Genomic DNA, 13,211 nt, shown 5'->3' with positions numbered 1-13,211 from the left:
CCTGGGTGGGGCTGTGCTGGGCCACGAGGTCGCCAAAAGCGGCTGCCGCACATCGGGCCACGCCAACTACCGCTCGCGCCATAGCCGCTATGCGAGCGCGCGGTCGGGCGAGCAGGGTCGCAAGGTCTACTATGATCAGCATGGCGACGCCGTCGTCGAGCCGGGTTCGCGCGATCACCGCTGAGGCCTCTCCGCGCCGCCAAGGACGGCGGCGCGCCCTCCCCTGCCTGTCACCCTTGAGGTCCTACCAGATGAAGCGCACCGCCACGGCCATCAGCCTGTGTCTCGCCGCCCTTGGCCTGACCGCCTGCAACGAACACGGCGGCGTCGCCAGCAATCCCAAGGTCTGCGTCGATTTCAAGCAGACCAAGTCCGCGCCCCTGATCGCCGGAACCGACGGCGTCGGTCCGGTCGATGAGTGCGTGAAGCGCTGGGCCTACAGCCTCGCGGGATCGCGCGACACCGCGGGAACCGTCGCCGACGCCGCGGTCGCCGCCTGCAATGTTCAGCTCGCGCGCTGGAACCAGCAGACGCTGAACCAGCCTGGCTCGGACATGGAGGCCGCCAGCCTCATCACCGGGCGGCCAACAACGCCGTTGAGCGAACACAGCGCCTTCACCGCCGGCCGGGCGCTGTTCTATGTGGTGCAGGCGCGCGCGGGCCGTTGCGCCCCGCCACCGATCGTCAACGGCCTGCCCGAGGGCGTCAGTTAGGTCTCGACGAAGGCGCGTTCGAGGACGAAGTCGCCGGGACTGGCGAGGGAGCCTTCCTGGTAACCACGGTCGATCAGCTGTTGCTTGAGGTCGGCCAGCACCGAGGGTCCCCCGCACAGCATCACCCGATCCACCGCCCGGTCGAACGGCGGGACGCCCAGATCGTCGAACAGCTTGCCCGAAGCGATCAGGTCGGTAATCCGCCCCTCGGTCATGAACGGCTCGCGCGTCACCGTCGGATAGTAGCGCAACTTCGGCCCGATCAGCTCGCCAAGAACCTCGTCATTGGGAAGTTCGGTTTCCAGCAGCGCGCGGTAGTTGAGGTCGGCCACCTCGCGCACCGTGTGGGTGACGATCACCTCGTCGAACCGCTCATAGACGTCAGGGTCGCGGGCCAGCGACAACCAAGGCGCCAGACCCGTGCCGGTGCCCAGCATATAGAGCCGCTTGCCGGGCCTCAGGCCGTCCAGCACCAGGGTGCCGGTGGGTTTGCGCCCGATCAGCACCTCGTCGCCCACCTTGATGTTCTGTAGCCGCGAGGTCAGCGGTCCGTCGGCCACCTTGATCGAATAGAACTCCAGTTCCTCGTGCCAGGCCGGCGAGGCGATGGAATAGGCCCGCACCAGAGGCTTGCCGTCCGCCTTGGTCAGCCCGACCATCACGAACTGGCCGCTGGAAAACCGCAGCGACGGGTCGCGCGTCGTGCGGAACGAGAACAGGCTGGGCGTCCAGTGCTGGACCCAGGTCACCGTCTCGACGAAGAACGCGCCCCCGGCCTTCACAGGCGCCGGCGCGATGGAGAGGTCATTCATCGCTGATCTACGCTCTTTGCTGTCGCGTCAAATGTCGCCGCCGACGTTTTCGACGGCGCCCGGAGCGCGGGCGACGTGGATGCCGCACTCGGTCTTGTCCTGGCCCGCCCAGCGGCCAGCGCGGACGTCGGCGCCCTCTTCCACCGGGTTGGTGCAGGGCCAGCAGCCGATCGACGGAAAGCCCTGGGCGACCAGCGGGTGCGCCGGCAGTTCGTACCGGGCCGCATAGGCGTCGAGGTCGGCCTTGGTCCAGTTGGCCAGCGGGTTGAACTTGATCTGATCTCCGACCTGCTCGACCACCGGGAGCGCCAGCCGCGCCCCGCCGTGGAACCGCTTGCGGCCGGTGACCCAGCCGTCGAACTCGGCCAACGCCCGGTCGAGCGGCGCCACCTTGCGCACCTCGCAGCAGGCGTCGGTGTCGGTCTGCCAAAGCCTGGCCTGGGGATCGGCGGTCGCTAGGTCCTGATAGAGCGGCCGCAGGTCGCGCACCCCGGTCAGGCCGAGCTTGGTCGCCAACTGCCGACGATAGTCCAGTGTCTGGCCGAACAGCATGCCGGTGTCGAGGAACAGGACCGGGATGTCCGGCTTCACCGTCGACGCCAGGTGCAGCAGCACCGCCGATTCCGCGCCGAACGATGAGACCAACGCAAGCCTGTCACCGAAGGAGCCGACGGCGGCCTCCAGGATGGTGCGCGGGTGGGCGTGGCGCAGCTCCGCATCGAAACGGGCCGCCGGGGTCTGGGGCCGCGCCAAGGTGTCGAAGGCCATGCTCAGGCTCCCCGCTCGACGAAGGCCACGGCGCGGGCGTCAGAGCCACGCTGATAGACATGGCGGAACCGCTCGGCGGCCGAGCGCCAGTCGTCCACGGTCGAGCCGTCAGCCGGCTCGAAGGCGTCGAACCCGCAGCGGACCATGAACCCGGCCTGTTCGCGCAGCACGTCGCCGACCGCGCGGACCTGGCCCTTGAAGCCGAGCCGCTCGCGCAGCAGCCGGGCATAGCTGTAGGCCCGGCCGTCACCGAACTTGGGGAAGACCAGCGCCACCACCGAAAGCCTCGGCAGGTCGTAGGCCAGCGTCTCGACGTCCTCATGACTCTCCAGCCGCACGCCGACCGCGCGGCCCTCGGACAGCAGCCCCTCGCCTTCCGCCTGGAAGCGGGCCAGCGAGATGATGACGTCGCCGGGGGGCACGGTCTGGTCGTCGCCGACTCCGGTGAACGGATCCTCGGCCAGCGACAGGGCGCCGTCCGCGAGCCTAATGAACGTCGGCATAGACCGCCTCCTTGAACGGGGCGACGCCGGTGCGCCGGACGGTGTCGAGGAAACGCTCCGCCCCCTGGCGCTCGCGCAGATAGGTCTCGACGATGGTATCGACCGCACCGGCCACCCGATCATAGGGCAGCGCCGGACCCAGCGCCTGGCCGACGGCGGCGTCCTCCGCGGCCGAGCCGCCGAGGGTCAGTTGGTAGAACTCCTCACCCTTCTTATCGACGCCCAGGATGCCGATATGGCCGACGTGGTGATGGCCGCAGGCGTTGATGCAGCCACTGATCTTGACCTTCAGCTCGCCGACCCGCTCGGCATGGTCCGGATCGGCGAATTTCGCGGCGATGTTCTGGGCCACCGAGATCGCCCGGGCATTGGCCAGGGCGCAATAGTCGAGCCCTGGGCAGGCAATGATGTCGCTGACCAGGTTCATGTTCGGGGTCGCCAGATCGGCTTTCGCGAGCGCCGCCCAGACCGCCGGCACATCGTCCAGCCTGACGTGCGGCAACACCAGGTTCTGCTCGTGGGTCACCCGGATGTCGTTCTGGCCGAAGCGTTCGGCGAGGTCGGCCACGACCTCCATCTGCTCGGCGGTGGCGTCGCCCGGCGTGGCCCCGATGGCCTTCAGCGAGATCTCGACGATGCCGTAGCCGGTCACCTTGTGCGGTTTCAGGTTGTTGCGGGCGAACCGCGCGAAGGCGGGCGTTGCGGTCCGGGCGGCCTCCAGCGCTTTCGACACCGCCGGCAAGGTCTCGAAGGTCATGGGGGTGAAGGCGCCGCGGATGCGGGCGACCTCGGCGTCCGGCAGGTCGGCCGAAGTCCCGATCTTTTCCCACTCGGCCTCGACCTGGCGGGCGAATTCCTCACGACCGAGGGCTGCGACCAGAACCTTGATCCGCGCCTTGTGGATATTGTCGCGCCGGCCCTGGCGATTGTAGGTCCGCAGGATCGCTTCCAGGTAGGAGAACAGGCGCGTCACCGGCAGGAACTCGCGGATTGTCGGGGCGATATAGGGCATCCGCCCCAGGCCGCCGCCGACCATCACCTCGAAGCCCAACGCGCCGTCGCGGGCGCGCTTCAGGTTCAGGCCGATGTCGTGGGTCTTGGCCGCCGTGCGGTCCTTGGGGGCTGCGGTCACCGCGATCTTGAACTTGCGCGGCAGCCAGCTGAATTCCGGATGCGCCGTCGACCACTGGCGGATCGCCTCGGCCCACACCCGCGGGTCATCGATCTCCTCGGCCGTCGCGCCGGCATAGGGGTCGGCCGAGACGTTGCGGATGCAGTTTCCGCTGGTCTGGATCGCATGCATGTCCACCTGCGCCAGGTGGTCCAGGATGTCCGGCGCGTCGCTAAGCTTGATCCAATGCAGCTGCAGATTGGTGCGCGTGGTGAAGTGACCGTAGCCCTTGTCATAGGTGCGCGCGATCCAGGCGAGTTTGCGCAGCTGAGTCGGATTGACCGCTCCATAGGGAATGGCGATCCGCAGCATATAGGCGTGGAGCTGCAGATAGAGGCCGTTGCGCAGGCGCAAGGGCTTGAACTGCTCTTCGTTGAGCTCGCCGGCCAGCCGCCGCGCCACCTGGCCGCGGAACTCCGCGCTGCGGTCGGCCAGGACATCCTTGTCGATGGAATCGTACCGGTACATCGCGCCCTCTACTTGCGCTTGATCAGGTCGACGCGGCCGGTGGAGCGGGCCGCGCCATGGGCGTGCAACAGGGCCTCGACGGCGGCGCCGCCCTCGGCCTGTTTGCCATGGTTGAGATTGGTCGGGCCGAGCGCGCGGATGCGTTCCCGGTAGCTGAGCGGCGCCCACAGTCCCTCGGACTCCACCAGGTCGATCAGATAGGGCTCGACCACCAGGGTGGGCTGGCTCTTGCCGTGCGCCTCGGCGGCCTCGGCCCTGGGATCGTCGCTGGCGAACAGGTCGGCGTCAGCGAAGCGTTCGACCCAGCGGTCGCCGCGCCAGAACACCACCTCGCCGTCGATCAGCCGGTTGGCGGTCAACGCCTTCATACGCGGGCCCCCTGAGCAAACGTCGCGATGTCCGCAGCCTCGCCTGCCTGCGCCAGCGCCATCGCCTCGCCGACGATCAGCAGGGCCGGGCCGCTGAGCGTGGCGGCGGCCTCGGCCAGGCCGGCAAGCGTGGAGACCACCCGCTGTTCGTCCGCGCGGCTGGCGTTCTCGACGATCAACGCTGGAACCGATCCTGCCCGGCCGGCCGCCATCAGGTGCGCGGCGATCGGGGCGGCCATCGACAGGCCCATGTAAATCACCACCGTCTGGTTGGGCCGGGCCAGGCTTTCCCAGTCGAGATCCGGTTCGCCGTCCCCCCCGTCCTTCCTGGACGCCGCGTGGCCGGTGACGAAGGTCACCGCCTGGGCCGACCAGCGATGGGTCAGAGGCGCGCCGGCGCCGGCCGCGGCGGCCAGGGCGGCGGTGACGCCGGGCACCACATGGCAGGCGACGCCAGCCTCGCGGCACGCCTCGAGCTCTTCGCCGCCGCGACCGAAGATGAACGGGTCGCCGCCCTTAAGCCGCACAACTGTCAGCCCCACAAGTGCGAAGGCGGTCAGCATCCGCTTGATCTCATCCTGGCTGTAAGAATGTCGCGATTTGCGTTTGGCCACCGAAATGCGCCGCGCTGTCTCCGGGGCCAGCGCCAGGATCTCATCGGAGACCAGGCCGTCATGCACCACGACATCGGCGGTCCGCAGCACCTTCAGCGCCTTGATCGTCAGCAGGTCCGGGTCACCGGGCCCCGCGCCCACCAGCCATACCGCGCCGGCGATCAGACGATCCCTCGCGCCGCGCCCGCCCAGCACCACCAGGTCGGCGCCGCGTCTTGACCTGTTCCGTGCCTGCGCCATGATTAGCTTCTCTAAAGCCTCTTTGCCTTACGATTGACCCGGACGAGAGGGGATCCGCTCCACCGGCGCCCTTTGCCGAAAAGCGGCTGAGGGAGAGCGGCGGATGCTTGCAAATAGGTGCCGCGGCCCCCAACTCGCAAGCCAAGGACTTCTGCCGGGGTTGTCAGGAATTCTATGGAAAGACCGACCGAACAGCGACGCCGCCTGCCGCCCCTGAACGCGCTGCGCGCCTTCGAGGCCGCGGCGCGCCATCTCAACTTCAGCCGCGCCGCCGACGAACTGTCGGTGACCCCGGGCGCAGTCAGCCAGCAGATCCAGAACCTGGAAGACTACGTCGGCGCGGCGCTGTTCAAGCGAACGCCCAAGGGCCTGCTGCTGACCGACGCGGCCCAGACCGCGCTGCCCGCCCTGCGCGAAGCCTTCGACCGCCTGGCCGAGGCCGCCTCGCTGCTCACCGCCGCTGTCGACGGGCGGCGCCTGACGCTGACCGCCCCGCCCTCCTTCGCCGCCAAGTGGCTGGTGCCGCGGCTGGGGGCCTTCGAACAGGCCCATCCACACGTCGACGTCTGGCTGTCGGCCGCCATCGAGTTGGTCGACCTTGCTGCCGGTGAGGTGGACGTGGCGATCCGCTATGGCGCCGGCCGCTATCCGGGCCTGGAGGTCCACCGCCTGTTCGCCGAGACGGTGATCCCCGTGGCCAGCCCCGATCACCTCGCCGCCCAGCCGCTGCTGACCCCAGGCGACCTTGCCAACCACGTCCTGCTGCACGACGGCTCGCCCGATCTCGACGACAGCTGCCCCGACTGGACCATGTGGCTGGCGGCGCGCGGGGTGAAGGGGGTCGATGGCATGCGCGGTCCCCGCTTCAACCAGTCGAGCCTGGTCATCGAGGCCGCCGTCAATGGCCGCGGCGTGGCGCTGGCCAAGCGCACCCTGGCGGCCGCGGATCTGGAGGCCGGCCGCCTGGTCGCGCCCCTGCAGATCGCAACGGCGGTCGATTTCGCCTACTATCTCGTCCATCCCAAAGCCAAGGGCCGGCTGCCCCAGGTCAAGGCGTTCGTCAGCTGGATCGCCGCCCAGGCCGAGGCCCACGAGGATGCGCTGCTGGCCATCGACAATGGGGCCGGCATATAGGGGCGCCGGCCCCTAACCGAGCTCAGTCCCCATGCCCTTCGCCACCGACCCGCGTCCCGCGTCCGCCGACTGCCAGACGATGACCGATGTCCGCCAGGGCGTCGACGCCCTCGACCGGCTGTTGGTCGAGATTCTGGCCGAGCGCCAGCGCTACATGGACGCCGCAGCCCGCATCAAGACCGACCGCCGCGCTGTCAGCGACCATGCCCGGATCGAGGACGTGGTCGCAAAGGTGCGGGCCGCCGCCCGCGACGCCGGCCTCTCGGAGCATATCGCCGAGCCAGTCTGGCGCACCCTCATAGACCGCTGCATCGCCTACGAGTTCGAGGTCTGGGACGCGCTGCGTCACGGCGCCTGAGGCCGCGCCAGATAGGCCGCGATATCGGCGACAGCCGCCGTCAGGGCCTCGCGCACGGCGGGCAGGTCACCCTCCCCCGCCGCCTCACAGACCGCGCAGACCTCGCCCAGCGCGTTGGCGCCCACGCCGCGGGCCGCGCCCTTGATGGTGTGCACGACATCGCGCCAGCCGGGATCGCCCGCGTCCAGCGCCCCGCCCCAGGCCTTGGCCTGCTGTGCGAAAATCGCCAGCACCTCGCGGACCACCGTCAGGTCGCCCGCGGCGAACCCCTCCAGATAGCCAAAATCCACCGCCCCCGAAGGCATTTGAGCCACCACTGAACCCCCTCGCATACACACCTTGCCAAAGCCGCGATTTCGCGTACTTTCCGCGCCCTCGCCGCCGGGGCCGACTATGCCTTAGATACTCTCCCGGAGCGACGGCGGGTGCTTAGCTCAGTTGGTAGAGCAGCTGACTCTTAATCAGCGGGTCGTGGGTTCGAATCCCCCAGCACCCACCATTTTCCTCAGTGCAATGGCGGCAATCAATCTCCCCCTTCGGGGCGCGCCAGAGGGTCGCTTGGCAAGCAAGGGTCGGGGGATCGTTCCAATCCCTGTCCCGTAACCGCCTGGCCGATGTCTGTGGCTTGCGGCGCACCTAAAGAGCGTGGAAGAACGCTGCACGCCGCCCTTGACGGGCGATCGACCTCAACGCTGGCCCCGCGCCGAAGGAAAGGAAACGCAGGATGTTCTCGCACATCATGATCGGAACCAACGATCTGGAGAAGGCCAAGTCGTTCTACGACGCCCTGCTGGCCACGCTCGGCGTTCCCGCGGCGATGGTCGACGGTCACCGGATCTTCTACCGAACCCCGACCGGGGTGTTCTCGGTGTCCAAGCCGATCGACGGCAAGCCGGCGACCTTCGCCAACGGCGGAACTGTCGGATTCGCCTGCACCTCCTCCGAACAGGCCGATGCCTGGCACGCGGCAGGCGTCGCCAACGGCGGAACGACCTGCGAAGAACCCCCCGGCGTTCGCGCCGGCGGCATGGGCAAGATGTATCTCGCCTATCTGCGCGATCCCGACGGCAACAAGCTCTGCGCGCTCCATCGCATGGCCTGAGCCGGCGGAGGCCAGGACGCCCATGCCGGTCTACATTTTCGACGCCGTGCGAACCCCCCGGGGCAAAGGCCGACCCAGCGGATCGCTCGCCGGCGTTACCCCGGCGCGGATGGTGGGTCAGCTTGTCGGGGCCCTGGAACGGCGGCTGGGCCGCGACGCGGTCCGCGCCGCCGAGCACCTGACCCTGGGCTGCGTCACCCAGGTGGGAGTCCAGGGCGGCCACGCGGCGCTGTCGGCGCGCATCCAGGCCGGGCTGCCGGACACCATAGCGTGCCTGACGATCAACAACTTCTGCGTCTCCGGCCTGAGCGCTCTGGCCGACGCGGCGCGGCGGATAGACTCCGGCCAGGCCGATCTGGCGCTAGCCGGCGGCGTCGAGAGCATGTCGCAGGTGGCGTTCCTCGCCGATGCGGCGGACTACTATGACGACATGGCGCTGGCCTCGGCCATGGGCTGGGCGCCGGTTGGCGTGGCCGCCGATTTGTTGGCGACCAAGGAGGGCCTGGAGCGGCCGGCCCTGGACGCCGCGGTGCTGCGTTCGCACACCCGCGCCACCGACGCCTGGCGAGAGGGACGCTATGCGGACCGGGTCATCCCCGTTCTGCACGCGGACGGTGCGGTCGCTCTGGACCATGACGAGAACATCCGTGATTTCGGGGACGGCGCCAGCCTCGCCAGGCTGGCGCCGCTGTTCGCCGAGGCCGGGGCCCAGGGGTTCGACGACATCCTGATCGCTCACCGGCCAGAGCTGGGGGCGGTGCGTCACGTCCATACCCTGGCCCACTGTCCGCCGATCGCCGACGGCGCGGCCCTGCTGCTGGTCGGCAACGAAGACGCCGGCCGCAGACACGGGCTGAAGCCCCTGGCGCGCATCCGATCGATCGCCGAGGCGGCGGACGATCATGTCCTGCAGCTGACCGCCGGGACCCGGGCCATGGAGCAGGCCCTGCGCCGCGCCGGCCTCACCGTCGCTGAGATGGGCGCGATTGAGTTCATGGAGGCGTTCGCCGCCGCGCCGGTGCTGTTCGAGCGGGATTTCGCGCCAGATATGTCGCGGGTCAATCCCAACGGCGGCCACCTCGCCATGGGCCACCCGATGGGCGCGACCGGCGCGATTCTGGCCACCAGCCTGCTGGACGACATGGCCCAACTGGATGCGGAAACCGGCCTGGTGGTGGCCACCGGCGGCGTCGGCGTCGGCGCGGCGATGGTGTTCGAGCGGGTCGGCTGACTTGCGCGCCGCGGCTTACGGCTTCGCGCCCGGGTCTACGGTCGGGGCGACGCCCATCTCGCGCAGCAGCGAGGCGCGGTCATAGTATTCACGCCATTCGTGGACCTTGCCACCGCGGATATCCAGCACGCCCACCACCGGCGCCGACCCTGCGTGACCATTGTAGACGAAGCGATCCGTGCGCTCGATGAACACCAGGCCGTCGATCACCCCCATGTGGGCCACGTCGAGCAGCACGCCGCCCGGCGCGCCCTTGCCGAGCGCCGAGACCCGCTGATAGATCGCCGCGCGACCCGTGACCGGTTCGATCATCATGGACCGCAACACGCCGTCCGGCGCGAACAGGTCCGCGACCTTGCGCCAGTCGGCGACCTTCCAGGCAGCGATCATCTCGCGGGCCACGGCGAGCTTTGCCGCGTCAGCGCGCGGCGAGGCCTGAACCGACCCCGCCACGACGACCAGGATCGCGGCCAGGCTAAGCGCCGTTCGCATCATTCTCATCGCGGGTCTCCCGTCGCGGCTGCTCCAAGTCACTTGCACAACAAGACCATGGTGTTAGTTTGAGCACAAGAGCGGCTCATCGGGTCGCCCCGCAGGTCCGTGATGGAGCCCACCGATGAAATTCGAGCGCCTGCCGCCGGTCAAGAGCTCCCTGCGCCCCAGCAACCACCCCTATCTGACGGGCGCCTGGACGCCGTTGCTGGAGGAGGTGGACGCGACCGACCTGGAGGTCATCGAGGGGGTGATCCCCAGCGACATCGACGGGGTCTATGTGCGCAACACCGAAAACCCCGTGCAACAGCCGCTCGGCCGTTACCACCCCTTCGACGGGGACGGGATGGTGCACATGATCGACTTCAAGGCCGGCCGCGCCGACTACCGCAACCGGTTTGTCCGCACGCGCGGCTTCGAGGCCGAGCAGGAGGCCGGCCAGGCGCTCTGGGGTGGGCTGATGGACGGTCCCGAAGTGTCACGGCGGCCAGGGTTCGGCGCGCACGGCGGCCTGAAGGACGCCTCGTCCACCGACGTGGTGGTCCATGGCGGCCGGATCGTCTCGACCTTCTACCAGTGTGGCGAGGCCTACTGGCTGGATCCCGAGACCCTGGAACAGGGCGGCATCGCCAGCTGGGGCCCGCTGGATGGCGTCTCGGCCCACACCAAGGTCGATCCGGCCACCGGGGAGCTTCTGTTCTTCAACTATTCGAAGCACGCGCCCTACATGCACTACGGCGTCGTCGATCGGACCGGAAAGCTGGTCCACTACGTCCCGGTCCCGCTGCCCGGCCCGCGCCTGCCGCACGACATGGCGTTTACCACCAACTACTCGATCCTCAACGACCTGCCGGTGTTCTGGGACGAGGAGCTCTTGAAGCGCAACGTCCACGCCGTGCGCGAGCACCGCGGCCTGCCGTCGCGCTTCGCGATCATCCCGCGGTATGGCGACACCAAGGACATCCGCTGGTTCGAGGCCGATCCGACCTACATCCTGCACTTCCTCAACGCCTACGAGGACGGCGATGAGATCGTCATGGACGGCTATTTCCAGGAAAAGCCCACTCCGCGGCCCCTGGCCGACGCCCCCGACGGCTACGCGCACATGATGGCCTATGTCGATGAGCACAGCTTCCTTCCGAAGCTGCACCGCTGGCGCTTCAATCTGAAGACCGGCGCCACCACCGAACACCACCTGGACGACCGCATTCTGGAGTTCGGGATGTTCAATCAGCACTATGCGGGCAAGCCCTATCGCTACGCCTACAGCACCACGACCAAGCCGGGTTGGTTCCTGTTCAACGGCTTCGTCAAGCACGACCTTCAGACCGGCGAGTCCTGGACGCTCAAACTGGCGGAGGGGCGCTACGCCAGCGAGGCGCCGTTTGTCCCGCGCATCGACGCCAGGGACGAGGACGACGGCTATCTGGTCAGCTTCATCACCGATGAGAACACGGCGACTTCGGAGTGCATCCTGGTGGACGCCAAGCGCCTGGAAGACGGGCCCGTCGTTCGTATCGCCCTGCCGCATAAGCTTTCCAGCGGCACTCATAGCGTCTGGGCCGACCGGGCGTTCATCCGCCACGGCAGGCTCGATCTCTAGGCCGTCCAGCCAACCCCCTCACCAAGAAGCAAACCCATGGACATCAAGGACAGCATCGCACTGGTGACGGGCGGCAATCGGGGTATCGGCGAAGCGTTCGTCAGGGCCTTCCTGGCGGCGGGCGCCTCGAGGGTCTATGTCGGCGCCCGCGATCCCGCCAACGCGCGGCATTTGGTCGATGAGGGCGCCGGCCGGGTCATCACATTGGCGTTGGATATTTCCCGGCCCGAGCAGATCGAGGCGGCGGCCGCCCAGGCCCAGGACGTCTCCATTCTGGTCAACAACGCCGGCCAGTTCTCGATGCAGACCCTGATGACCGCGCCCGACCTGTCGGCGGCCCGCGCCGAGATGGAGACCAACTATTTCGGCCCGCTGGCCATGTGCCGGGCCTTTGCCCCGATCCTGGGACGCCACAAGCTGAGCGCCATCGCCAATGTGCTGTCGGCCGGCGGTATCGTCGCGGTGCCCGGCATGGGCGGCTACAGCCCCTCGAAGTTCGCCGGCCGCGCCATGACCACCTGCGTCCGCGCCGAGCTCGCGCCCCAGAACACCTCGGTCACCGCCTTGATCGTCGGCTCGGTGGACACCCGGATGGCGAGCCACGTGGAGGGCTTCAAGGAAACCCCCGCCACCATCGCCGAGGCCGGGCTGAAGGCGATCCGCAAAGGCGCCGACGAGGTCGACACCGACTATATGGCCGTTGATGTGCGCGCCAATCTGGCCCGCGATCCGAAGGCCCTTGAAATCGCCATGCGCCGCTCGCTGCTCGGCGAGCGCGTCACCACCGGGCGTTGAGGATGCAGATGACCAGCCAGGACTACATCGCCTTCGCCCGGAAATTCGTCGCCGCCATCCAGAGCGGCGACACCGATGCGGTGCGCGCCTGCTATCACCCCGGCGCCAAGCTCTGGCACAACAGCGATGGGATCGAACAGACCGTCGATCAGAACATGAAGGTGCTGGACTGGTTCATCCGCACCCTGCCAGACCGCAACTATCGGGTGCTTCGCCTGGAAGCGCTGCCGGACGGATTCCTGCAACAGCATGTGCTGGAAGCGACCCTGCCGGACGGGACCAAGTGGGCCATGGACTGCTGCGTGGTGGTGCGGATCGAGAACGGGCTGATCACGCGCCTGGACGAATATCTCGACAGCGCCCAATCGGGCCAACTCCGCGCCCACGGCCGCTGACGGGGCGTCTAAACGGGTGGCGCGTACAGAACGTCATCGGGTTTCTTTCCGCCGTGCAGCAGGATCGACGGGTCGCCAATGCCGCCGCGCGCCCAGGTCTCGGCGATCGGCTGTTCGCGGTTCCATTCCCAGCGCAGGTTGCGGCGCGCGATGCGCCAGACCCCCTCACGGCGCTCGAACCGATCCACAGCCCGCGCCAGGGTCAGGGTCTCGAACGGCGGGGCGGCGTCGGGATAGCGGGCGAACGAGAGATAGTAGCACTCCGACCTCGCCAGGGTCGGCCCCTCCAGCTCGACCAGAATGTTGGTCACCGTGTGGGTCATGAGCCGGGCGCTGAGCAGCGTCGGCAGCACCGCGGCGATGTAGTCGCTGGCCGGGCCCAGGAACGATCCGCCGTGGTCTTCCACCGCATCTTCGTGATAGCAGGCGCGCAACAGCGCCTCG

The 13,211-nt window shown here is 68.5% G+C and carries 18 protein-coding genes and 1 tRNA gene; 10 read left to right on the top strand and 9 right to left on the bottom strand.

Annotation, left to right across the window (positions count from 1 at the left end):
- Both RMN86_RS00110 and RMN86_RS00105 read left to right on the top strand, forming a co-directional pair.
- A partial coding sequence (locus RMN86_RS00110; RefSeq protein WP_405041287.1) for a hypothetical protein occupies nucleotides 1-184 on the top strand: 184 nt, incomplete at its 5' end.
- 67 nt (nucleotides 185-251) lie between these two features.
- Nucleotides 252-713, top strand: a complete 462-nt coding sequence (locus RMN86_RS00105; protein WP_309603787.1) for a hypothetical protein — start codon at nucleotides 252-254, stop codon at nucleotides 711-713.
- Here the strand turns inward: RMN86_RS00105 and RMN86_RS00100 are convergent.
- Genes RMN86_RS00100 through cobA form a run of 6 tightly spaced genes read right to left on the bottom strand, consistent with a single transcriptional unit; the run spans nucleotide 710 to nucleotide 5,657 of the window.
- A complete protein-coding gene (locus RMN86_RS00100) occupies nucleotides 710-1,525 on the bottom strand; it encodes a ferredoxin--NADP reductase (RefSeq protein WP_309603786.1) in 816 nt (271 codons plus the stop codon). The two genes, RMN86_RS00105 and RMN86_RS00100, sit on opposite strands and share 4 nt — an antisense overlap.
- A 27-nt stretch (nucleotides 1,526-1,552) precedes the next feature.
- Nucleotides 1,553-2,293 carry a phosphoadenylyl-sulfate reductase gene (locus RMN86_RS00095; protein ID WP_309603785.1) on the bottom strand — a complete coding sequence of 247 codons (741 nt, stop codon included), beginning with the start codon at nucleotides 2,291-2,293 and terminating at the stop codon, nucleotides 1,553-1,555.
- 2 nt (nucleotides 2,294-2,295) lie between these two features.
- Nucleotides 2,296-2,796, bottom strand: coding sequence for a DUF934 domain-containing protein (locus RMN86_RS00090; protein WP_309603784.1), 501 nt, complete (start codon nucleotides 2,794-2,796; stop codon nucleotides 2,296-2,298).
- Complete coding sequence (locus tag RMN86_RS00085; protein WP_309603783.1) at nucleotides 2,780-4,435, bottom strand: nitrite/sulfite reductase; 1,656 nt, start codon at nucleotides 4,433-4,435, stop codon at nucleotides 2,780-2,782. Before RMN86_RS00085 ends, RMN86_RS00090 begins: the two co-directional genes overlap by 17 nt.
- Nucleotides 4,436-4,443: 8 nt before the next feature.
- Nucleotides 4,444-4,803, bottom strand: a complete 360-nt coding sequence (locus RMN86_RS00080; RefSeq protein ID WP_309603782.1) for a DUF2849 domain-containing protein — start codon at nucleotides 4,801-4,803, stop codon at nucleotides 4,444-4,446.
- The gene (cobA, locus tag RMN86_RS00075) at nucleotides 4,800-5,657 is read right to left on the bottom strand and encodes a uroporphyrinogen-III C-methyltransferase (RefSeq protein WP_405041286.1); all 858 of its coding nucleotides are present in this window, start codon (nucleotides 5,655-5,657) and stop codon (nucleotides 4,800-4,802) included. Before cobA ends, RMN86_RS00080 begins: the two co-directional genes overlap by 4 nt.
- Nucleotides 5,658-5,831: 174 nt before the next feature.
- Between cobA and gcvA the strand changes: the two genes are divergently transcribed.
- Nucleotides 5,832-6,791: a transcriptional regulator GcvA gene (gene gcvA / locus RMN86_RS00070; RefSeq protein ID WP_309603781.1), complete on the top strand. Its 960-nt coding sequence runs from the start codon at nucleotides 5,832-5,834 to the stop codon at nucleotides 6,789-6,791.
- Between the two features lie 31 nt (nucleotides 6,792-6,822).
- Nucleotides 6,823-7,149, top strand: a complete 327-nt coding sequence (locus RMN86_RS00065; protein ID WP_309603780.1) for a chorismate mutase — start codon at nucleotides 6,823-6,825, stop codon at nucleotides 7,147-7,149.
- Here RMN86_RS00065 and RMN86_RS00060 read toward each other — a convergent pair.
- On the bottom strand, nucleotides 7,137-7,454 hold the full coding sequence (locus RMN86_RS00060) for an Hpt domain-containing protein (protein WP_309603779.1): 318 nt from the start codon (nucleotides 7,452-7,454) through the stop codon (nucleotides 7,137-7,139). The two genes, RMN86_RS00065 and RMN86_RS00060, sit on opposite strands and share 13 nt — an antisense overlap.
- Before the next feature lie 118 nt (nucleotides 7,455-7,572).
- Between RMN86_RS00060 and RMN86_RS00055 the strand changes: the two genes are divergently transcribed.
- From RMN86_RS00055 to RMN86_RS00045, 3 genes are all read left to right on the top strand, one after another.
- Nucleotides 7,573-7,648, top strand: a tRNA-Lys gene (locus RMN86_RS00055).
- 225 nt (nucleotides 7,649-7,873) lie between these two features.
- Complete coding sequence (locus RMN86_RS00050) at nucleotides 7,874-8,251, top strand: VOC family protein (RefSeq protein WP_309603778.1); 378 nt, start codon at nucleotides 7,874-7,876, stop codon at nucleotides 8,249-8,251.
- A 22-nt stretch (nucleotides 8,252-8,273) separates the two neighbouring features.
- Nucleotides 8,274-9,482, top strand: a complete 1,209-nt coding sequence (locus tag RMN86_RS00045; RefSeq protein ID WP_309603777.1) for an acetyl-CoA C-acyltransferase — start codon at nucleotides 8,274-8,276, stop codon at nucleotides 9,480-9,482.
- A 15-nt stretch (nucleotides 9,483-9,497) separates the two neighbouring features.
- On the opposite strand, the gene RMN86_RS00040 is transcribed toward RMN86_RS00045, so the two are convergent.
- The gene (locus tag RMN86_RS00040; protein WP_309603776.1) at nucleotides 9,498-9,983 is read right to left on the bottom strand and encodes a nuclear transport factor 2 family protein; all 486 of its coding nucleotides are present in this window, start codon (nucleotides 9,981-9,983) and stop codon (nucleotides 9,498-9,500) included.
- A 115-nt stretch (nucleotides 9,984-10,098) separates the two neighbouring features.
- On the opposite strand from RMN86_RS00040, the gene RMN86_RS00035 reads away from it, so the two are divergent.
- The 3 genes from RMN86_RS00035 to RMN86_RS00025 are packed head-to-tail and all read left to right on the top strand — an operon-like array spanning nucleotide 10,099 to nucleotide 12,767.
- A complete protein-coding gene (locus tag RMN86_RS00035; RefSeq protein ID WP_309603775.1) occupies nucleotides 10,099-11,577 on the top strand; it encodes a carotenoid oxygenase family protein in 1,479 nt (492 codons plus the stop codon).
- Between the two features lie 36 nt (nucleotides 11,578-11,613).
- Nucleotides 11,614-12,372 carry an SDR family oxidoreductase gene (locus RMN86_RS00030; protein ID WP_309603774.1) on the top strand — a complete coding sequence of 253 codons (759 nt, stop codon included), beginning with the start codon at nucleotides 11,614-11,616 and terminating at the stop codon, nucleotides 12,370-12,372.
- A 2-nt stretch (nucleotides 12,373-12,374) separates the two neighbouring features.
- Nucleotides 12,375-12,767: a nuclear transport factor 2 family protein gene (locus RMN86_RS00025; protein ID WP_309603773.1), complete on the top strand. Its 393-nt coding sequence runs from the start codon at nucleotides 12,375-12,377 to the stop codon at nucleotides 12,765-12,767.
- Nucleotides 12,768-12,775: 8 nt separating this feature from the next.
- Here the strand turns inward: RMN86_RS00025 and RMN86_RS00020 are convergent.
- Nucleotides 12,776-13,211, bottom strand: a 436-nt coding sequence (locus RMN86_RS00020) for a nuclear transport factor 2 family protein (protein WP_309603772.1), incomplete at its 5' end; no start/stop codon positions are given.

It is taken from the genome of Phenylobacterium sp. (assembly GCF_031360265.1).
In the GTDB taxonomy this organism is placed as follows: domain Bacteria; phylum Pseudomonadota; class Alphaproteobacteria; order Caulobacterales; family Caulobacteraceae; genus Phenylobacterium.
Note: the sequence above shows the minus strand (reverse complement) of the source record. Positions and strands in the feature narration are given on the sequence as shown.